This window comes from Pseudoxanthomonas suwonensis J47 (assembly GCF_000513955.1).
Classification (GTDB): domain Bacteria; phylum Pseudomonadota; class Gammaproteobacteria; order Xanthomonadales; family Xanthomonadaceae; genus Pseudoxanthomonas; species Pseudoxanthomonas suwonensis_C.
Genome location: NZ_KI911331.1, coordinates 112,955 through 131,225 on the forward strand (window position 1 = coordinate 112,955; position 18,271 = coordinate 131,225).

An 18,271-nucleotide genomic window follows, 5' to 3' on the forward strand; every position below is an offset into this window, starting at 1 on the left:
TGCCGCGTCCGGCCTCGGCCAGTGCGTCGATGAACCAAAGTGGCCAATCTCAACTGGTGATGCGTATCTGCTGGAACTTGCCCTTGCCCACTATGCGCCACGGTACGCGGAACACGGCGGGCGGGGCCATCGACTCGGCGTGCGCGACGATTCGCGGCCACCACTGGATCAAGCGTGCTGCCTTCTCGAATGCGGGCTGCGAAGCCCACCCTTTGTCCAGCACGAATACGATCAGTCCCGCCGAAGCAATGGCATCTCGCTCAATCTGACGTCGGTTGTGATGGTCTTGTGTGATGTGGATCTGGACTTTTGCTTTCACGCAGGCTGAGAACAGATCCACGTCCGGTGTGCCGCGTGGCACTAGATCATTCACATGGATCACTTCGTGGTCATCAGCTTGAGCGAGACAATGGAGCGCACCGGCTAAGGCGCGTGACAAATTCTCGTCAAGCTGTGCCTTCAAGCGGCGAGAACCTTCGCCTCGAACTCGAGGGCCTTGCGTACAGCCGACAGCGGGATCTCGTAGAGTTTGGCAACCCGTCTTTCGTTCCCGCCTTCCGCGCTCACAGCATCCGCAATTGCGATGGTCGGAATATCGTATTCGGCTAGGATGGGCTGTCCAAACTTGCGCGCTGGATCAAACACGATTGCTTTGGACCCGCGCAGCGGGAACCAGCGCCTCGCCTCGCCTTGCATGTCGAGTTCCACGCCTTCACGCAGCGACGGACCAATGACTTTCTGGATTACGTTCTGGCGCTTCACGATGTCCACCAGCGATGCATCGCCGGTTTCCTCGACAACTTCCATGAAGATACGGCGACCGTCCGTCTTGAACTTCTTGCAGGTGAATGGGTATGGCGAAGCGAACTCGTCACGCGCTTCTTGCAGAGTCCGTCGAATCACTTGCAACGGAACACCTTCATCGCGAAACGCACGGACGAAGCGAAGCTCAATCAGGTCCTTGAACCCTAGGCCTTCAATATCTGTCTCGGATAACTGAGTAGGCCAAAGTGGCGGCGAGTGTTTGCGTTCACCGCTAGGGCTCGAATGGACATAGCCAAGAGTCCAGCGGCGAAGCTCGCTGGACTTCGCGCCAATGAAGCGTGCGGCATCGGCGAAGGAGTAGACGCCTACTCCAAAGGTTGCCGATGCTTGCATCGAGATGCCCATGTAGTCAGTTTACGGGACGCCGTTAGCGGAACGCTAGCTGGTGGCTTGCTAGCCTGCACGAGCGGTCTCGCAAGGCCTGAGACAAGCATCGCCGTAGCAGGTTTGCTTCTTCTTTCGGATGTACTCACCACTGGGACTAACCCGCCCATGCGTCCGCCAACAACTCCGCCTGCGCAATCACCTTCTCAATCGCCTCAGGCTGCTTGTCCGGCGGATATTTGTGCGTGGCCAGCAGCACCTTGACCATCGCCACCATCCGCGCGCGTGAGTCCTTCCGGTTCTGCCAGTTGATCGTCGCCGACTTGCGCAGCTTGTCGGTCAGCTCCTGCGCCAGCACGCGCAGCACGGGATGGCCAAGCTCGCGCACCGCGGATTCGTTCTCCGCCAGCGCCTGGTAGAAGGCGAACTCCTCCTCGCTCATCCCGTCCGGCGGGCGTGCCTCGTTGATCTCCCTGGCCAGCCGGATCAGTTCCTCGATCACCTCCAAGGTGGTCAGGCCACGGTTCTGGTAGCGGTTGATCGCTTCTTCCAGCCGAGCGGCGAATTCCTTGCCCTGCAGCGCGTTCTTCTGGCCGCGCGAGCGGATCTGGTCGGCCAGCAGACGTTCCAGCAGTTCGGCGGCCAGGTTCTTGGTCGGCAGCTCGCGGATCTGGGCCAGGAACCGCTCGTCCAGCAGGCTGATGTCCGGCTTCTCCAGCCCCAGCGTGCGGTAGAGGTCGTTCACGCCTTCCACCAGCACGCCCTTGGCCACCAGCTGGCGCAGCGCGGCCTCCTTCTCCAGCCGGGACATGCCGCCGGCCGAGCGGGTCAGCTTGATCAGGCTCACGCGCACGGCCTGGAAGAAGGCGATTTCCTCGCGCGCCGCCATGGCCTCGGCGCGGGTACCGGCCAGGGCCTGGGCCTTGGTCAGCTTGGCCACCTGGTCCAGGTAGGCGCGCACGCCGCGGTTGCGGCCCTTGTCGTCGGGTTCGGGATCCAGCTTGAGGATGTGCTCCATCGCCGGCGCCAGCAGTGCCAGAGCGCGCTTCGGATCCTCGAAACCGCCGTAGTCGAAGCTCGCGAAGAACTCCTTGCGGATCACGTCGAGCGTGTCGAGCAGGATGCCCAGCGCGGCACCGGAGGTGTCCACTGGCTCACGTTCGGCACCGCTGTCGCGGGTGTACTGGCGGATCGCCTTCTTCAGTTCCTCGCCGATGCCGATGTAGTCCACCACCAGGCCGCCGGGCTTGTCCTTCCAGATGCGGTTGGTGCGTGCGATCGCCTGCATCAGCCCGTGGCCCTGCATGGGCTTGTCCACGTACAGGGTATGCACGGGCGGGGCGTCGAAGCCGGTCAGCCACATGTCGCGCACGATGACCAGTTCCAGCGGCACCTCGCCCGCTTTCAGGTCCTCGGGGGACTGCTTGAAGCGCTTCTCCAGCAGCTTGCGGTCGGCCTTGTCGGTGCGGTGCGGCTGGTAGTGCGGCGGGTCGGCCGAGCTGCCGGTCATCACCACCTTGATCCGGCCGGTGTTGATGTCGTCCGAGTGCCACTCGGGCCGCAGCTTGACGATCTCGTCGTACAGGCGCACCGCAGCCTCGCGCGAGACCGCCACGATCATCGCCTTGCCGGCCACCGATTCCTTGCGCGCCTCCCAGTGCTGCACCAGGTCTTCGGCCAGGGTGGCCATCCGGCCGTCGGCCATGGCCAGCGCTTCCAGCCGGGTGTGGCGGCTGGCGGTGCGCTGCTGTTCGGCCTCGTCCTCGTCGCCGGTGGCGTCGAGGAACTCGTCCATCAGTGCCTGCTTCTCGGCTTCGTTGAAGCGCAGCTCGATGATGCGCGACTCGTAGCTGACCGGCACCACCGCTTCGTCTTCCTGCGCGGCGATCATGTCGTAAACATCGACATAGCTGCCGAACACGGCTTCGGTGTCGCGGTCGTCCAGGCTCACCGGGGTGCCGGTCATGCCCAGGTAGATGGCGTTGGGCAGGGCATCGCGCATGTACTTGGCCAGGCCGTACTTGGTCTGGCCAGTCTTGGTGTCCAGGTCGGCGCGGAAGCCGTACTGGGTGCGATGCGCTTCGTCGGCGATCACCACCACGTTGTCACGCTCGCACAGCACCGGCACCGAGGTCTGGCCCGGCTCGGGCGCGAACTTGTTGATGGTGGTGAAGAACACGCCGCCGGCCTGAACCTGCGACAGGTGGCGGCGCAGGTCATCGCGGCTGTCGGCCTGCACCGGCGTTGCGCGCAGCGACCAGGCCCTGTCGGCGAAGGTCTCGTAGAGCTGGCCGTCGAGGTCGTTGCGATCGGTGACCATCACCACGGTCGGGTTGCGGAACTCCGGGCGGTCGCGCAGCGCCATCACGTAGAACAGCGCCAGCAGCGACTTGCCCGAGCCCTGGGTGAACCAGATCACGCCACCCTTGCCGTCCTTGCGCTGGACCAGGGCCTCCACCGCCCGCGCCACGGCCTTGCGGACACCGTGGTACTGGTGCCACTGGGCGATGATCTTGAAGCTGGCCCCACCGTCGGCCCCGCCGTAGGCGACGAAGCCACGGAAGAAGTCCAGCAGGGTGGCCGGGTCGAGCAGGCCGCGCATGAGCACTTCCAGCTCCAGCTGCTCCTTGCCTACCTTCTTCCCGTCCAGCAGCCGCCAGCGCGAGTAGCGGGAAAGATCCGCGCTGAGCGAGCCGTAGCGCGCCACCGTGCCGTCGGACACCACGTTGAGCAGGTTGAACCAGAACAACTGGGGGATCTGTGCCTTGTAGGCCTGGATCTGGTTCCACGCGCCGACGTAGTCGGCGTTGAGGTCGGCCGGGTTCTTCAGCTCGATCACCACCAGCGGCAGGCCGTTGACGAACAGCACGATGTCCGGCCGGCGCAGCTTGGCGCCCTGCACGGTGAACTGGCGAACGGCGAGGAGGTCGTTGTGACCGGTGGAGTCGACCACGGGGACCCGCAGGACCTCCCGGCGGCCGTCGCTGGCGGTGCGCTCAAGCGGCACGCCATTGCGCAGCCAGTCGTAGACCTCACGGTTGCCGTCGATGAGGGACTGGTGGCCGTAACCAGCGACCTTGGCAACCACAGCGTCCACTTCGGCCGCTGACAGGGTGGGGTTGAGGCGGGCCACGGCCTCCCGGAGCCTTGGCGCCAGGACCACTTCCGTCCAGCGTTCGCGCGCCTGGAGCTCGCCGCCAGGCGCAACCGTCTCGCCCTCCAGGACCGTCCAGCCGATACCGGCCAGCCAGTCCAGGCAGGCGTCTTCGAGGTGGTTCTCTTTCATTCCCTTTGCGATCCCGGTGTCCCCCGGGGGCAGTATGCCGCCGAACGATTCCGGCGTCCGGGGCGTCCGGAGGTGTCATGCAAAGGGCCACGTTGGGCCTCGACTGCCCATGGGCCTGGTTCGGGTGTCAGGGTCGTTTCGAGGCGGTCGCCCGCACCTGTGACACTCGGACCTCTCAGAACCCGTTACGGCCATTCGGCGATGTTCGGGGAGGGGAGGGTTGCAACCCTGCGGATGGCGGCCCCAGGAAGCCTGTGACAGTCGAACTGTCACAAAAAAGCCCGCGTCAGAGGCGGGCTTTCATCGCGTGAATCACTGAATTTTCAAGTAAATCTGGTGGCTATGGGTGGACTCGAACCACCGACCCCAGCATTATGAGTGCTGTGCTCTAACCGGCTGAGCTACATAGCCACGCGGTGAACCGCGAATTTTTCACTTTCCGGGGTGGGCTGTCAATGCTCCCCCGCTTGTGGCCCCGACGGGGCCATGGCAGAGTCGGACCCAGTTGATCTTTTTGGAGTCCGCATCGTGATCGATCCGGACGGATACAGGCCGAATGTCGGCATCGTCCTCATGCGCACGGACGGCCAGGTGTTCTGGGCGCGCCGGGTGCGCCGGGACGGCTGGCAGTTCCCGCAGGGCGGGATGCGCAGCGACGAGACCCCGACCGAGGCCATGTACCGGGAACTGCACGAGGAAACCGGCCTGTTGCCCGAGCACGTGGAAATGCTCGGGGCGACCCCCGGCTGGCTGCGTTACCGCCTGCCCAGCCGTGCCATCCGCAGGGGCGGACCCGGCCCGGTCTGCATCGGCCAGAAGCAGGTCTGGTTCCTGCTGCGCCTGGTCGGGGAGGAGTCGCTGGTGCGCTTCGACGCCAGCGAGACCCCGGAATTCGACCACTGGCGCTGGGTGGACTTCTGGTACCCGGTGGAGCACGTGGTCACCTTCAAGCGCGGGGTCTACGCCCGGGCGCTGCGCCACCTGGCGCCGCTGGCCGAGAAGGCCGGGGCCACCGTCCGGCAGATGCCGCCGGCGGCCCTGGAAGCCTGGATGCCCGGCAGCGCGGCCGGCCACAACCGGCCGCGGCGGCGCACGCGTGGTCCGCGGGGCCAGCGTTCATCGGCCTGAACGTGCCTGGCTGAACGGGTCAGAACGAGGGTTCGTTGCGAGCCCCTCGCAATTGACAGCGATTCTCATCCCTGTTTGAATGGCACCGTTCCCCGAAGGTAGCCAGAACGTGTACGTCTGCCTCTGCAACGGTGTCACCGACCGCCACATCCGCGAAGCCGTCGAGAAGGGCTGCGGGAGCGTCGGGGAACTGACCATGCGCACCGGCCTTGGCGCCAACTGCGGCTCCTGCCTGGGCATGGCCGCCGAGATGGTCGAGCAGATGCGCGCCGAGCTGCCCTTGCCGATCCTGGCCGCAGCCGCCTGACCGCGCGCCGCGGGCGCGCCAATTGATCACGATTCGCGTTACCTCGCCGCTTCCCGCGGCGCGCTAGAGTGCGCCCGTTCCCCCTGCGACACGGAGCTGCGGCCATGAAAGGCGACGCCAAGGTCATCGAATACCTCAACAAGGCGCTCTACAACGAGCTGACCGCGATCAACCAGTACTTCCTGCACGCCAAGATGCTGAAGAACTGGGGCCTGAAGGAGCTGGCCGAGCACGAGTACAAGGAGTCGATCGACGAGATGCGCCACGCCGACTGGCTGTCCGAGCGCATCCTGTTCCTCGAAGGCCTGCCGAACTTCCAGGCGCTGGGCAAGCTGCGCATCGGCGAAGGCCCGCGCGAGCTGCTGGAGTGCGACCTGGCGCTGGAGATGGACGGCATCCCGCTGCTGCGCGAGGCCATCGCCTACTGCGAGTCGGTCGGCGACTTCGTCAGCCGCCAGCTGTTCGCCAAGATCCTCGACAACGAGGAAGAGCACGTCGACTGGCTGGAGACCCAGCTGGACCTGATCGGCCGGATCGGCGAGCAGAACTACTTGTTGAGCAAGCTCGAGGACTGAGCCACCGCCGCCTGCGCCTGGGTGGCCGACAGCCACCCCTGCAGGGCCACGCGCGCGCGGGCGAATTCGGCGATCAGCAGGGCCACGGCCACCGCCGGCCGTTCCAGGGTGTTGGAACGGGCGCCCAGCTCGATCCGCTTGGCCGCCGCCGACAGCGCCAGCGCGCCGACGTTGGCGCTGGACGACTTCAGCGCATGCGCGGCCTCGCGCATCACTTCCAGGTCCGGGATCGCCGAGGCCTGCTCCAGCAGCCGGATCAGGCGCGGCGCGTCTTCCAGGAACAGGTTGACGATCGACAGGGCTTCGTCGCCGGCGATCTCGCGCAGCTCGTCCAGCATCTCCGGCTCCAGCACCGGCGGCGGAGGCGGCTGCGTGGTCGGCGCGTCCTGCGGGACCGGTTCGGCGGCAACGGGCGTGGCCGGCGCGGCCGTGGCGGGCGCCGGGGCGGCGGGCGTGGTGGCGTGCATATCGGCAACCGGGTTCGCGCTGGAAGGCGGTGGGACAGGTGCAGCGACGCTGGGTGGCGGCGCAGGCGCAACCTGGGCGGCCGGAACGGCCGGGGCCGCCGGAACCGGAGCAGTCGCATGTGCTGCCGGGGCAGGGGCCGGCGCCGGTGCGGGCGCATGCGCAGGTTCGGCCGGTCGCGAGCTGCGCACCGGCGCGCTGCGCAGCCAGCGGCGCAGGCAGGCATCGAGCTGGTCGCGCGCGACCGGCTTGGACAGGTAGTCGTCCATGCCCGCGTCGAGGCAGCGCTGGCGGTCGCCGGCCATGGCGTTGGCGGTCATGGCCACGATCGGCAGGCGATGGCCCGGGCCCTGGCCGGCCTCGATCTCGCGCCAGCGGCGCGTCGCCGAATAGCCATCCAGCACCGGCATCTGGCAGTCCATCAGGACCAGGTCGTAGACTCCGCTGGCCATGTGCGAGAGCGCGACCTCGCCGTTGGGCGCGGTGTCGCAGTCGTAGCCCAGCACCGACAGCAGCTTCTGCGCGACCAGCAGGTTGACCGGGTTGTCCTCCACCAGCAGCAGGCGCGCCGGCATGCCGGCCGGCGCCGGTTCCGGGTTCGGCGGGGTCGGGTCGGGGCCACTGGGCAGTTCGCGGGCGACCGCCGGGGTGATCGTCTCCACCGGGGCGGGGACCGGGGTGGGCTCCTGCACGGGCGCGGGCTGCGTTTCCAGCAGGGCGGTGCGCAGGTCGGCGTCCGGCACCTGCCGCGGCAGGATGGTGGTGCCTTCGCGCAGCTCGTCCGGGATCTCCTCCTCGCCGTACAGCCAGACCAGGCGGATCCTGGCGTTGGCCGGCGTGCGCAGCAGCGTGCGGTGCAGGGCGCGCGCGCTGTGGCGCAGGCCGTCGTAGTCGGCGAGCACCGCGACGAAGCCTTCGGTCTGCCCCGGCGACGGCGGTTGGCGCAGGCGCTCCAGCGCTTCCTGGGTGGTCTCGACGATGCTGACGGTGACGCCCCAGTTGGGCAGCAGCAGGGCGATGCGCTGGCGCAGGCGCAGGTTCGGGGTGATCGCCAGCACGCGCCGCGCGTCGTGCGCGGTCTGCCGGATCTGCACGTCGCCGATCACCTTCAGCAGCGGGATCTCGAACCAGAACGTCGCGCCCTGGCCGGGCTCGGACTGCACGCCGATGCGCCCGCCCATCAGGTCGACGATGCGCTTGCAGATCGCCAGGCCCAGGCCGGTGCCGCCGTACAGGCGGGTGGTGGAGGCGTCGGCCTGGGTGAAGGCGCGGAACAGGCGCGCCTGCTGCGCATGGCCGATGCCGATGCCGGTGTCGCGCACCTCGAAGCGCAGCAGGTGCTGTGCCGGGGTCTCGCCCAGCCGGCGTACCGCCAGGTGCACGCCGCCGCGCTCGGTGAACTTCACCGCGTTGCCGAGCAGGTTGGTCAGCACCTGGCGCAGGCGCACCGGGTCGCCGCGCACCGGCAGGCGTACGTTCGAATCGATCTGCAGGTCCAGGCGCAGGCCCTTGCCCTCGGCCGGGCGCTGCATCAGCTGCAGCACGCCTTCCAGCAGCTCGCGCAGGTTGAAGCTGGTGATCTCCAGCTCGAGGCGGTTCGCTTCCAGCTTGGAGTAGTCGAGGATGTCGTCGACGATGCGCAGCAGCTGCTGCGAGGATTCGTGCGCGGTGCGCAGCATCTCGCGCTGGTCCGGGGCCAGGTTGCCGCGCGCGATCAGGTCCAGCATCGGGATGATGCCGTTCAGCGGCGTGCGGATCTCGTGGCTCATCGTGGCCAGGAACTCGCCCTTGGCCAGCGCCGCCGACTCGGCCGCGCGCTTGGCCTGCAGCAGCTGCTGCTCGAGCTGGTCGTGGCGGTTGACGTCGCGCTGCAGCAGGTTGCACTCGTCCTCGGCCGCCGCCGCGCGGGCCAGGGCCTCGTTGAGGTCGCGCGCCAGCGCGCCGGCCGACAGCAGCGAGACCAGCGCCAGGCCCAGGGTCAGCAGGGCCAGGCCGCCGGCCACGCGCCACCACGACGCATCGGCGTTGCCGGTCAGGACCAGGCCGATGGCGACCACCGTGCAGGCCCCCGCCATCGCGGTCAGCACGGGCCAGATGCGGCGCAAACCCGGTGCAGCCATCACAGCACCGCGTTCTTGAAGTCGAAGTCCAGTTCCGAACCGACCGAACTGACGAGGTTGCCCTGGATGTAGTCGATGCCGCCCATCCACATCGCGGCGGCCGCCTGCGGATCCTCGATCTGCTGGCCGATCACCTGCAGGCCGAGGCGGTGGGCCTGGTCGATGACGCCGCGCAACTCGTCGCGCAGCTGCGGGTCGTTGTGCGCGGCGGCGAAGCGCGAGGACATGCGCACGTAGCCCAGCGGCAGCTGGTTGAGCAGGGCCTCGGCCTCGGCGCCGGGCTCGAACTGGCTCAGGCAGAACTGCACGCCGGCGGCCATCAGCCGGCGGCAGAACTCGCCCAGGGTCACGCTGTGGATCAGCGCGTCGCCCAGGCGCAGGTCGATCACCACCGAGGTGCCGTCGATGCCACGGTCGGCGATGGCCTGCAGCAGCCAGCCGGCGAAGGCCTCGCGGGCCAGGGTGCGCGGCGACTGCGAGACGAACAGGCGCAGCGGGCTGCCGGCGGCGTTGCGCCCGGCGATCATCTCCAGCGCGTGGTCCATGATCTGCTGGTCGAAGTCGGCGATGCGGCCGCTGGCCTCGGCCGCGGGCACCACCTGGCCGGCCGACAGCAGGCTGCCGTCGGGACGGCGCAGGCGCAGCAGCACCTGGTACTGGGCCTGCTCGTTGCCGGCCACCGCCACGATCGGCTGGTAGGCCAGTTCCAGCTGGCCTTCGAGCAGGGCCATGCGCTCCTGCGCCTCGGCGTCGCTCGGCGGCTGGTAGGCGGCGATGCCTTCGCTGCTCAGGCGCGCCTGCAGGGCGCTGCGTTCGGTCGCCTCCAGGGCGCTGCCGGCGTCGTCGAAGCCGGTCGACAGCGCGGCATAGCCGACCGAACTGCGCAGCTGCACCTGCTCGTCGTCGCGCACAAGGAAACCGCGCGCAGAGAGGCCGCCGCGCAGGTCGCGCGCGATCCGTTCCAGGTTGGCCTCGTCCTCGTCCGGGAGCAGGGCCAGGAAGCTGTTGTCGTTGAGCCGCGCCAGCGGCGCCGGCGCGACGATCCGCGCCAGGGCGATGCCGGCCTGCGCCATCAGCCGCTCGAACGCGGCGTAGCCGTAGCGCTCGCGCAGGCCCAGCGCGCTGGCGACCTCGATGAAGAACAGGCCGCCGTGGGCCTTCGCCGCCAGCGCCGCGTCGACCTGCTGCAGCAGCCAGCCGCGGGTGGCCAGGCCGGTATCCGGGTGCTTGCGCAGCACCCCGCCGTGCGGGGTGGACTGGCGCAGCTGCGCGCGGGTGCGCTGGATGCGGTTGGACACCGCCGCGATCAGGTGACGCGGGCGGATCGGCTTGGTGAGGAAGTCATCGGCGCCGCTCTCGAGGACCTCGAACTGGCGCTCCGGGTCCGGGTCGCCGGTCAGGAACACGATCGGCAGCAGCTGGAACTCCGGCTGCTGGCGGATCAGGGTGGTCAGGCGCATGCCGTCCAGGCCGGGCATGTGCAGGTCCATCAGGATCAGGTCCGGGTCGAAGCGGCCGATCGCGTCGATCACCCCGTCCGGTTGCAGCTGCACTTCGGCCTGCATGCCGGCGCCGTGCAGCACGCTCTGCGCGAACAGCGCCTGGGTGCGGTCGTCCTCGACGATGAGGATGCGGTAGGGCGAATCGGCCGGACCGGTCTGGCGCGCGGACGCGCCGGCATCGGCGGCGGTGCTGCGCACCAGCAAGGGTGCCGGGGTGGGCTCGGGTGCGATGGCCGGGGCGGCGGCCACTTCGGGGGCCGGCGCGGCAGCGACGGGCGCCGGCCGGGTTTCCGGCTCGGCGACGGCGGCCGGGACGGGTTCGGAGGCGACGACTTCCAGGTGCGGCGTCGCCGGCGGGGCGGGCGCCTCGCTGGCGTCGGCCACCCAGCGCCGCCAGTAATGCGGCGGCGGGGTTTCAGCGCGCACTCGCTGGCGGGCAGCCGCGTCCTCCGGCACCGAAGCGGGTTCTCGAACGGCCATCAGATTTCCCCCTGCTGGGACCGCATTATGTGAACAAGAGCACTCATTCGAACAAGTCCGCTCCCCGGGCGGTTCATGCCGCCGGTCTGGTGAACAGGCGCCGCGCGCCGCGGGTGAACATCCGCCAGATCCACCACACCACCAGCGCGCCGAGCAGGCTCGTGCCGAGCACCAGCACCAGGGCGATCCACGGATGGGCGATGGCCAGGGCCAGGCCGCCGACCACGACCGTGTCCTCGGCCACCGAGGCGACCCAGTTGCTCGCCGGTTCCGGCGAGGTGTTCAGCAGCGCCCGGGTACCGGCCTTGAGCCCGTGGCTGGCCAGGGCCACGCCAGCGCCGGCTGCCAGCGCGCCGGCGCCGAGCTGGCCGTCCGGCGACAGCGCGGCCGCCGCGAGGAAGGCGCCGGCCGGGATCCGCGCGAGGGTCTGCAGCAGGTCCCACACCGAATCCACGCCGGGGATCTTGTCGGCGAAGAACTCGGCCAGCGCCAGCGCGCCGGAGGTGCCCAGCACCCACCACGAGGTCGTCGGCTCCAGCGCCGGCGGCAGGTCGACCCAGCCCAGCAGCCCGGCCAGGCCCACGCCGAACACGGTCAGGTAGGCACGGATGCCCGCCATCCATGCCAGCAGGATGCCGATCACGTAGATGTGGGCGTCGGTCATGGCGATCTCCCTGGGGCCTGCGGGCGTTTGCCCGGTCCGCGCAGGCGCTGCGCTAGACTGCCCCGTCCGCCCCGGAGTATAGGCAGAAAACGGGCCGTGCCCGACCACGCGATGAGCGAACCGCTTCCCCGATTCCAGGTAGTGCCCCGCCGTCCCGGCCTGCCGCCGCGTGGCTGGCTGATCGCCATCGGCGTCGCCTGGCTGCTGACCCTGGCCGGCACCTGGATGCTGGCCACCTGGCTCGCCGAACCGGGCCTGGGCGACACCCGCGCGAAGCTGCGCGCGGCCGAGCGCACCGTGGCCCAGCAGAAGCGCCAGATCGACGAGCTGGACCAGCGCCTGGTGACCCTGGCGCGCTCGGACCAGATCAGCCGCGCCGCCAACACCGAGCTGCAGTCCTCGCTGGCCGAGCGCGACGAGGAGATCTCCGCGCTGCGCGCCGACGTGGCCTTCTACGAGCGGCTGGTGGGCTCGACCTCGCAGCGCAAGGGCCTGAACGTCCACTCGATCGACTTCTCGCCGACCGAGGCGGGGACCTGGAACTACCGCGTCGTGCTGACCCAGAATCTGAACCGGGGCGCGATCAGCCAGGGCCAGATGCGCTTCGCGGTGGAGGGCGTGCGCGCCGGCAAGCTGGCCACGATCGCCTGGGACGAGCTGCACAACCGCGCCGACACGCCCGGGCAGGACTATTCCTTCCGCTATTTCCAGGAATTGACGGGCAACGTGATGTTGCCCAAGGATTTCACCCCGCAGCGTGTGCGAATCTCGCTGCGTGGCGGCGCCGGCAGCGTCGAGCAGACCTTCGACTGGAAACCCGCGGGGAGCGGAGGGGGAAACTGAACATGTTCAAGAGCAAGTCGACCCAGCGCGACGGCTTCGCCATCGACACCCTGATCGGCCCGGACGTGGTCATCCGCGGCGACCTGGAATTCAGCGGCGGCCTCTACGTGGAAGGCCGCATCGTCGGCAAGGTCTCCGCCATCGACGGCAAGGCCGCCAGCCTGCTGCTGGCCGAGCAGGGCAGCATCGAGGGCGAGATCAGCGCCCCGGTGGTGATCATCAATGGCAGCATGACCGGCGACGTCCATGCCGGCGAACGGATCGAGCTGGCGCAGAAGGCGCGGGTCGAGGGCAACGTCCATTACACCGTGGTGGAGATGAGCGCCGGCGCGCAGCTGACCGGCCGCCTCGTCCACGCCGGTTCCGGCCAGGGCAAGGTCGTCCCGCTGGCCGAGGCCGGCGCCACCCCGATCACCGCCGCCAAGGCCGCCAAGGCTTGATCCGGGGCCGCTTCGGCCCCATCTTGGCGGGATGGAAATCCTGCCCACCTACCAGCAGCTCGAGCAGCCGCTGCGCTTCAGCCATGCCGCCGCCAGCAAGGTGCGCGAACTGATCGCCGAGGAAGGCAACGCCGACCTCAAGCTCCGCGTGTACATCCAGGGAGGCGGGTGCTCCGGCTTCCAGTACGGCTTCGAGTTCGACGAGAACCAGGCCGAGGACGACATGGCGGTGAACACCGACGGCGTCACCCTGCTGGTCGACCCGCTCAGCCTGCAGTACCTGATGGGCGCGGAAGTCGACTACAGCGAAGGCCTCAGCGGCGCCCAATTCGTGATTCGCAACCCCAACGCCAAGACCACCTGCGGCTGCGGCAGCAGCTTCAGCGTCTGACCTTGGGCGTCGCGATGTCCCCGCCCGGCGGCCTCGGCGGCTACGCGTTCGCGCAACCGTCCCTGGACCGCGCCGATCCGCTGCGTGGCGATGCCGGCGCGCTGCGCGCGCTGTGGCCGGCCGCGCGGCTGCTGGTGCTCGACGCCGAGGGCCGCGCGCCCGCCGATGAAGCCGGCGATCCGCTGCCGCTGCTGGGCGCCGATGTCGGCGGCGGACCGGGCACGGCGATCTTCCTCGGCCGCGCCGGCGAGGAAGCCTGGTTCGCCATCGACCTGGCCACGCTGCCGGCGCTGCAGGCGCCGCAGTGGATCGACCTGCGCCGCGCCGCCGCGCAGTGGCCCGCGCAGGTCGCCAGCGCTTTCGCCTATGCCCGCGGGATGCTCTACTGGCAGGCCCGCTGCCGGTTCTGCGGGGTGTGCGGCGGCCCGGTGGCCTTCACCCGTGGCGGCTTCGTCGGCCACTGCGACCAGTGCGGCACCGACCACTATCCGCGCGTCGACCCGGCGATCATCGCCGCGGTCAGCGACGGCGAGCGCCTGCTGCTCGGCCGCCAGTCCAACTGGGCGCCGCGGCGCTGGTCGGTGCTGGCCGGCTTCGTCGAACCCGGCGAAGCGCCGGAGCAGACCGTGGTGCGCGAAGTCCACGAGGAAACCCAGGTGCGGGTGCGCGCCTGCCGCTACCTGGCCGCGCAGCCGTGGCCGTTCCCCGGCGCGCTGATGCTCGGCTACGAGGCACTGGCCGAACCCGACCCGCCGCAGGTGGACGGCGAGCTGGAGGAGGCGCGCTGGTTCACCCGCGAGGAGATCGGCGCGGCTCTGCAGCACGACGGTTCGGAAGCAGAAGGCATCCTGCTGGCGCCGCCGATCTCGATCGCCCGCTCGCTGATCGAACACTGGTACCGCCACGGTCCGCTGATCACGCAGGCTTAGCGTCGGGCGCCCGCCGCCCGGGCTAGAATCGCCGGAGGGAGGATCCCCTTCGATGTTCACAACGCTGGTCGCCGTCATCGCCGCGCTGGTGCTGGGCCACGTCGCGCCCGCGCCGGTGGCCTCCCTGCGTCGCTTCCACTGGTACACCCGCTGGCTGGAATGGCTGGGCGGGCAGGCCGCGGACGGCGGCTTCTGGCGCGGCCGCTACGGCATCGCGCTGGCGCTGCTGCCGCCGGTGCTGCTGGTGGCGCTGGTGCAGGTCGCCCTGTCCGGTCGCTGGCTGGGGCTGGTGAGCCTGCTGTTCGGCGTGCTGATGCTGGCCTGGACCTGGGGGCCGCGCGACCTGGACACCGACGTCGAGTCGGTGCTCGATGCCCACGACCTCGATACCCGCCGCGCGCGCCTGGCGCAGCTGGCACCGGCTCCCGACACGGTGATGGCCGAAGGCCCGACGCTGCCGGGCAACGTGATGCGCAGCGCGCTGCGCCGCTGGTTCGCGCCGCTGTTCTGGTTCCTGCTGCTCGGTCCGGCCGGCGCGCTGCTGTACCGCCTGGTCGAGCGCGCCGCCGTGGCCAACCCCGGCGTGCTGCCGGAAGAGAACGCGGCCGGCACCCGGGTGCTGCTGCAGTGGCTCGAATGGCCGGTGGCGCAGCTGATGACCCTGGCGCTGGCGTTGGCAGGCAACTTCGACCTGGTGTTCCGCGCCTGGCGCGGTGCCGGCGGCGACCGCTGGCAGCCGGAGAGCCTGTTCCTGGAGGCCGTCGGCCGCGCCGCGGTGAGCGGCGAGCTGGCCGAGGAAGCCGAGGACTACCTGCGCGAGGGCCGCACCCTGCCGGTAAGCGGCGAGCTGCTGGAACTGCGCGACGCGATGAGCCTGGTCTGGCGCATGCTGCTGCTGTGGCTGGCCCTGCTGGCGCTGCTGGTCATCGCCGGCTGGGTGAGCTGATTCCGGCTACCGGCGCCGGTCAGGTTTGCTGGCGCCAATCACGACAAGGGCCTCGACACGGCGGCTTGCCTCCGCCTCGCCGCGCCGGGAACGCACATCGGCGCTGGCCACGCTTGGCGCATCGCCACGCGCACGCCAGCCCACCGCTACACGGTGGTCGGGCTCAGCCCGGCGCCAGCAGGGTGAAGGGGAACCACGGCAGGTTGCGCGCCACCCAGTACACCGGCAGCACCACCAGCCACAGCTTCGGTTCCATCACCACCGTCATCAGCGGGCGCAGCACGCGCGGCTGCCAGCCCTGGCCCCATGCCGCCATCAGCGGCATCAGCGGCAGCATCAGCATCGCCAGTGGGTTCATCGCGAAGGCGCCGGCGATGTCGCCATGGACCAGCGCGTGCAGGGCGCGGGTCAGGCCGCAGCCGATGCAGAACAGCCCGGTGAACTGGCGGAACATGCATGGCGGGAACGGACTTCCCGCCACGTTGGGATCGAACGTGCGCAGCAGCCACACGCCGGCGCCGGCCGCGATCGCGGCCGACACCAGCGCCAGTACCCACAGCGCACGCCGTGCAGCCATCGCGCGCTTACTGCGCCTGCTGCATCTGCTCGATCCACTGCTGGTACTCGGCCATGCCGCCGCTGGAGTACATGTAGATGTTCAGCAGCAGGCCGATGATGGCCAGGGCGGTGGCGACCCAGCACCAGGTCTTGGCGTTGGCCGAGGCGCGGCGCGCGCCGTCGATGTCGCCGGCGGCCAGCAGGCCGTTGACCTTGGCCGCGAACACGATGGCGACGATGCCGACCAGGCCCAGCGGGCAGCACAGGCAGGTGGCCAGCACGGTCGAGATGATCGCCCACGCCAGGTAGTTGGGGACCGGCCCGTAGGCCTGGGCGGTGTTCGGGGTGGGGGGCGGGACGTAGCTCATTGCATTGCCTCCTGCGGACGTGTGTTGGATGCGGTGGGTGCTTCGGCTGCGACGACGCCGGCGAGCGGACGTCGCCGGAGGTGCCTTGCTACGGGCCCGTTCCCGTGCCCTGCGGTCCCCCCCGGACCGTTCGTCGCAAGCCTAACCGACCGGCCGCCGGCGGCAAAGCGGCATCGCGGCGCTTCAGGCCGCGTCGCCGCGCAGTGCGCGCACCTGCGCTTCCAGTGCCGCGGCGGTGACGCCCTCGCCCGGCATCGGTGGCGCCACGGCCACGTCCACGTGGGCACGGAACCGGCGCGGCACGCGCATCCGGCCCAGGCGCGAATCGCGCCGGCTCCACATGCTCGCCCACATCCCGCGCAGCGCCATCGGCACCACCGGCACCGGGCGGCCGGCCGCCGCGGCGCGCTCGAGGATCTTCTCCACGCCCGACTTGAACGGGGCGATTTCCCCGTCCTTGGTCAGCGCGCCCTCGGGGAAGATGCACACCAGCTCGCCCTCGGCCAGCGCCGCGTCGATCTCGTCGAAGGCGCGCTGCATCAGCGCCGGGTCTTCGCGCGCGCCAGCGATCGGGATCGCGCGGGCGGTGCGGAAGATCCAGCGCATCACCGGGATGTTGAAGATCCGGTAGTACATGACGAAGCGCACCGGCCGCGGGATGCTCGCCGCCAGGATCAGCGCGTCCATGTAGCTGACGTGGTTGCACACCAGCAGCGCCGCGCCCTCGTCCGGCACGTTCTTCTCGATGCCGTGCAGGCGCAGCCGGTACAGCGCGCGCACCATCACCCAGCTGAGGAAACGCATCAGGAACTCGGGCACGATGCTGAAGATCCAGATCGCGACCAGGGCATTGGCGATGGCCAGGGCCAGGAACAGCTGCGTGCTGCTCAGGCCCAGCACCTGCTGGGCGACCAGGCCGGTGACTGCGGCCAGGACGATGAAGCCGGAGTTCTGGATGTTGACCGCGGCGAACACGCGCGACATCCGCGACAACGGCGTGCGGCTCTGGATCAGCGCGAACAGCGGCACCAGGAAGAAACCGGTGAACACGCCGATGCCGAGCAGGTCGACGATGATCCGCGTGCTGCCAGGCTGCTGCAGGAAACCCGCCAGGTCCAGGCCGCCGACCGGCGCCGGGCCGGGGCGGGCGAAGTACAGGTCCAGCAGGAAGCCGGTCATGCCGAACGCGCCCAGCGGCACCAGGCCGATCTCGACGGTGCGCGCGGACAGCTTCTCGCACAGCAGCGAGCCGGCGCCGGTGCCGATCGAGAACAGCGCCAGCGCGCCGATGTAGAGCACCGCCGAATCGGAACGGCTGCCCAGGTGCACCTCGGCGTAGGCCGGCAGCTGCGAGGTCAGCACCGTGCCGAAGAACCAGAACCAGGACACGCCGAGGATGGCATTGCGCACCGCCAGCTGCTCGCGCGCCATGCGCAGCACTGCCAGCGACTCGGGCAGCGGGTTCCAGCGCACGCGCAGCTGCGGCTCGCCGGCGTCGATCCGCGGGATCAGCCGCGCGACCAGGTTGCCGGTCACCGCCAGCGCGACGATGGCGGTGGCCGCGGTGGCCGGGCCGTACTCGCCGGCCAGCTCGAAGATCAGCACGCCGCTGATCATGCCGCACAGGATCGAGATCGAGGTGCCCATCTCGACCAGGCCGTTGCCGCCGGTCAGCTCTTCCGGCTTGAGGATCGCCGGCAGCACCGAGTATTTCACCGGCCCGAACAGGGTCGACTGCACGCCGGTGAGGAACAGCGCCACCAGCAGCACCGGCATGGCCTGCAGCAGGAAGCCGACAGCCGCCAGCGACATGATCGCGATCTCCATCGTCGTGGTGATCACGATCAGCCGCTGCTTCTCCAGCTTCTCGGCGACCTGCCCGGCGATGGCCGAGAACAGGAAGTAGGGCAGGATGAAGATCGCCGGGGCGATCACCGCGTAGAGCGAGCGCTCCTGGGTGCTGACCCCGAGGAAGAACAGCAGGCCGATGATCGCCTGCCGGTAGAGGTTATCGTTGAACGCGCCCAGCGCCTGCACGATGAAGTAGGGCAGGAAGCGGCGCTGCGTCAGCAGCGAGAACTGGCTGTAACCGGACATGCACGTCTCCGCGGGACTGCGCG

Annotated in this window: 17 protein-coding genes and 1 tRNA gene; 8 read left to right on the forward strand and 10 right to left on the reverse strand. The window is 69.5% G+C overall.

The features are described from left to right. Positions 1–49: 49 nt before the first annotated feature. The 4 genes from M503_RS17535 to M503_RS0113940 form a co-directional block, all read right to left on the reverse strand. Entirely contained in the window at positions 50–463 is a 414-nt protein-coding gene (locus M503_RS17535) for a hypothetical protein (RefSeq protein ID WP_037061871.1), read from the reverse strand. Beyond that, the gene (locus M503_RS17540) at positions 460–1,170 is read right to left on the reverse strand and encodes a hypothetical protein (RefSeq protein WP_028918745.1); all 711 of its coding nucleotides are present in this window, start codon (positions 1,168–1,170) and stop codon (positions 460–462) included. The genes M503_RS17535 and M503_RS17540 overlap by 4 nt, the downstream gene beginning before the upstream one ends. Before the next feature lie 136 nt (positions 1,171–1,306). Continuing rightward, positions 1,307–4,435 carry a type I restriction endonuclease subunit R gene (locus tag M503_RS0113935; RefSeq protein WP_028918744.1) on the reverse strand — a complete coding sequence of 1,043 codons (3,129 nt, stop codon included), beginning with the start codon at positions 4,433–4,435 and terminating at the stop codon, positions 1,307–1,309. A 334-nt stretch (positions 4,436–4,769) separates the two neighbouring features. Beyond that, positions 4,770–4,846: transfer RNA gene (locus M503_RS0113940), tRNA-Met, on the reverse strand. A gap of 117 nt (positions 4,847–4,963) precedes the next feature. Between M503_RS0113940 and M503_RS0113945 the strand changes: the two genes are divergently transcribed. From M503_RS0113945 to bfr, 3 genes are all read left to right on the forward strand, one after another. Then, positions 4,964–5,563 (forward strand): RNA pyrophosphohydrolase, encoded by a 600-nt coding sequence (locus tag M503_RS0113945; RefSeq protein WP_028918743.1) that lies wholly within the window; start codon positions 4,964–4,966, stop codon positions 5,561–5,563. Between the two features lie 109 nt (positions 5,564–5,672). Continuing rightward, positions 5,673–5,870 carry a (2Fe-2S)-binding protein gene (locus M503_RS0113950; RefSeq protein ID WP_024867578.1) on the forward strand — a complete coding sequence of 66 codons (198 nt, stop codon included), beginning with the start codon at positions 5,673–5,675 and terminating at the stop codon, positions 5,868–5,870. A 104-nt stretch (positions 5,871–5,974) separates the two neighbouring features. Then, entirely contained in the window at positions 5,975–6,445 is a 471-nt protein-coding gene (bfr, locus tag M503_RS0113955; protein ID WP_024867579.1) for a bacterioferritin, read from the forward strand. On the opposite strand, the gene M503_RS0113960 is transcribed toward bfr, so the two are convergent. The 3 genes from M503_RS0113960 to M503_RS0113970 all read right to left on the reverse strand — a co-directional run bounded on the left by M503_RS0113960 (position 6,418) and on the right by M503_RS0113970 (position 11,676). Next, complete coding sequence (locus tag M503_RS0113960) at positions 6,418–9,030, reverse strand: hybrid sensor histidine kinase/response regulator (protein ID WP_028918742.1); 2,613 nt, start codon at positions 9,028–9,030, stop codon at positions 6,418–6,420. The two genes, bfr and M503_RS0113960, sit on opposite strands and share 28 nt — an antisense overlap. Next, entirely contained in the window at positions 9,030–11,012 is a 1,983-nt protein-coding gene (locus M503_RS0113965) for an EAL domain-containing protein (RefSeq protein ID WP_028918741.1), read from the reverse strand. Before M503_RS0113965 ends, M503_RS0113960 begins: the two co-directional genes overlap by 1 nt. A 73-nt stretch (positions 11,013–11,085) precedes the next feature. Beyond that, complete coding sequence (locus tag M503_RS0113970) at positions 11,086–11,676, reverse strand: DUF4126 domain-containing protein (RefSeq protein WP_028918740.1); 591 nt, start codon at positions 11,674–11,676, stop codon at positions 11,086–11,088. Between the two features lie 111 nt (positions 11,677–11,787). Between M503_RS0113970 and M503_RS0113975 the strand changes: the two genes are divergently transcribed. Genes M503_RS0113975 through M503_RS0113995 form a run of 5 tightly spaced genes read left to right on the forward strand, consistent with a single transcriptional unit; the run spans position 11,788 to position 15,225 of the window. After that, positions 11,788–12,519 carry a DUF6776 family protein gene (locus tag M503_RS0113975; protein WP_028918739.1) on the forward strand — a complete coding sequence of 244 codons (732 nt, stop codon included), beginning with the start codon at positions 11,788–11,790 and terminating at the stop codon, positions 12,517–12,519. Positions 12,520–12,521: 2 nt separating this feature from the next. After that, positions 12,522–12,959 (forward strand): bactofilin family protein, encoded by a 438-nt coding sequence (locus M503_RS0113980; protein WP_028918738.1) that lies wholly within the window; start codon positions 12,522–12,524, stop codon positions 12,957–12,959. A 31-nt stretch (positions 12,960–12,990) separates the two neighbouring features. Further along, entirely contained in the window at positions 12,991–13,350 is a 360-nt protein-coding gene (gene erpA, locus M503_RS0113985; RefSeq protein WP_024867585.1) for an iron-sulfur cluster insertion protein ErpA, read from the forward strand. A gap of 14 nt (positions 13,351–13,364) precedes the next feature. Further along, positions 13,365–14,279, forward strand: coding sequence for an NAD(+) diphosphatase (gene nudC, locus M503_RS0113990; RefSeq protein ID WP_028918737.1), 915 nt, complete (start codon positions 13,365–13,367; stop codon positions 14,277–14,279). Between the two features lie 52 nt (positions 14,280–14,331). Then, complete coding sequence (locus M503_RS0113995) at positions 14,332–15,225, forward strand: cobalamin biosynthesis protein (protein ID WP_028918736.1); 894 nt, start codon at positions 14,332–14,334, stop codon at positions 15,223–15,225. 163 nt (positions 15,226–15,388) lie between these two features. Here the strand turns inward: M503_RS0113995 and M503_RS0114000 are convergent, their stop codons facing one another. The 3 genes from M503_RS0114000 to M503_RS0114010 form a co-directional block, all read right to left on the reverse strand. Continuing rightward, positions 15,389–15,802 (reverse strand): DUF2752 domain-containing protein, encoded by a 414-nt coding sequence (locus M503_RS0114000; RefSeq protein WP_024867588.1) that lies wholly within the window; start codon positions 15,800–15,802, stop codon positions 15,389–15,391. A gap of 7 nt (positions 15,803–15,809) precedes the next feature. Then, complete coding sequence (locus M503_RS0114005; RefSeq protein WP_024867589.1) at positions 15,810–16,151, reverse strand: CD225/dispanin family protein; 342 nt, start codon at positions 16,149–16,151, stop codon at positions 15,810–15,812. A 183-nt stretch (positions 16,152–16,334) separates the two neighbouring features. Next, the gene (locus M503_RS0114010; protein WP_028918735.1) at positions 16,335–18,248 is read right to left on the reverse strand and encodes an MFS transporter; all 1,914 of its coding nucleotides are present in this window, start codon (positions 18,246–18,248) and stop codon (positions 16,335–16,337) included. Between the last annotated feature and the right edge of the window lie 23 nt (positions 18,249–18,271).

Coding starts and splice junctions, on each gene's coding strand:
- bfr (WP_024867579.1), top strand. CDS start 5,975: ATGAAAGGCGACGCCAAGGTCATCGAATACCTCAACAAGGCGCTCTAC.
- M503_RS0113970 (WP_028918740.1), bottom strand. CDS start 11,676: ATGACCGACGCCCACATCTACGTGATCGGCATCCTGCTGGCATGGATG.
- M503_RS0114005 (WP_024867589.1), bottom strand. CDS start 16,151: ATGAGCTACGTCCCGCCCCCCACCCCGAACACCGCCCAGGCCTACGGG.
- erpA (WP_024867585.1), top strand. CDS start 12,991: ATGGAAATCCTGCCCACCTACCAGCAGCTCGAGCAGCCGCTGCGCTTC.
- M503_RS0113960 (WP_028918742.1), bottom strand. CDS start 9,030: ATGGCTGCACCGGGTTTGCGCCGCATCTGGCCCGTGCTGACCGCGATG.
- M503_RS0113975 (WP_028918739.1), top strand. CDS start 11,788: ATGAGCGAACCGCTTCCCCGATTCCAGGTAGTGCCCCGCCGTCCCGGC.
- M503_RS0113995 (WP_028918736.1), top strand. CDS start 14,332: ATGTTCACAACGCTGGTCGCCGTCATCGCCGCGCTGGTGCTGGGCCAC.
- M503_RS0113965 (WP_028918741.1), bottom strand. CDS start 11,012: ATGGCCGTTCGAGAACCCGCTTCGGTGCCGGAGGACGCGGCTGCCCGC.
- M503_RS17540 (WP_028918745.1), bottom strand. CDS start 1,170: ATGGGCATCTCGATGCAAGCATCGGCAACCTTTGGAGTAGGCGTCTAC.
- nudC (WP_028918737.1), top strand. CDS start 13,365: ATGTCCCCGCCCGGCGGCCTCGGCGGCTACGCGTTCGCGCAACCGTCC.
- M503_RS0113980 (WP_028918738.1), top strand. CDS start 12,522: ATGTTCAAGAGCAAGTCGACCCAGCGCGACGGCTTCGCCATCGACACC.
- M503_RS0114000 (WP_024867588.1), bottom strand. CDS start 15,802: ATGGCTGCACGGCGTGCGCTGTGGGTACTGGCGCTGGTGTCGGCCGCG.
- M503_RS0114010 (WP_028918735.1), bottom strand. CDS start 18,248: ATGTCCGGTTACAGCCAGTTCTCGCTGCTGACGCAGCGCCGCTTCCTG.
- M503_RS0113935 (WP_028918744.1), bottom strand. CDS start 4,435: ATGAAAGAGAACCACCTCGAAGACGCCTGCCTGGACTGGCTGGCCGGT.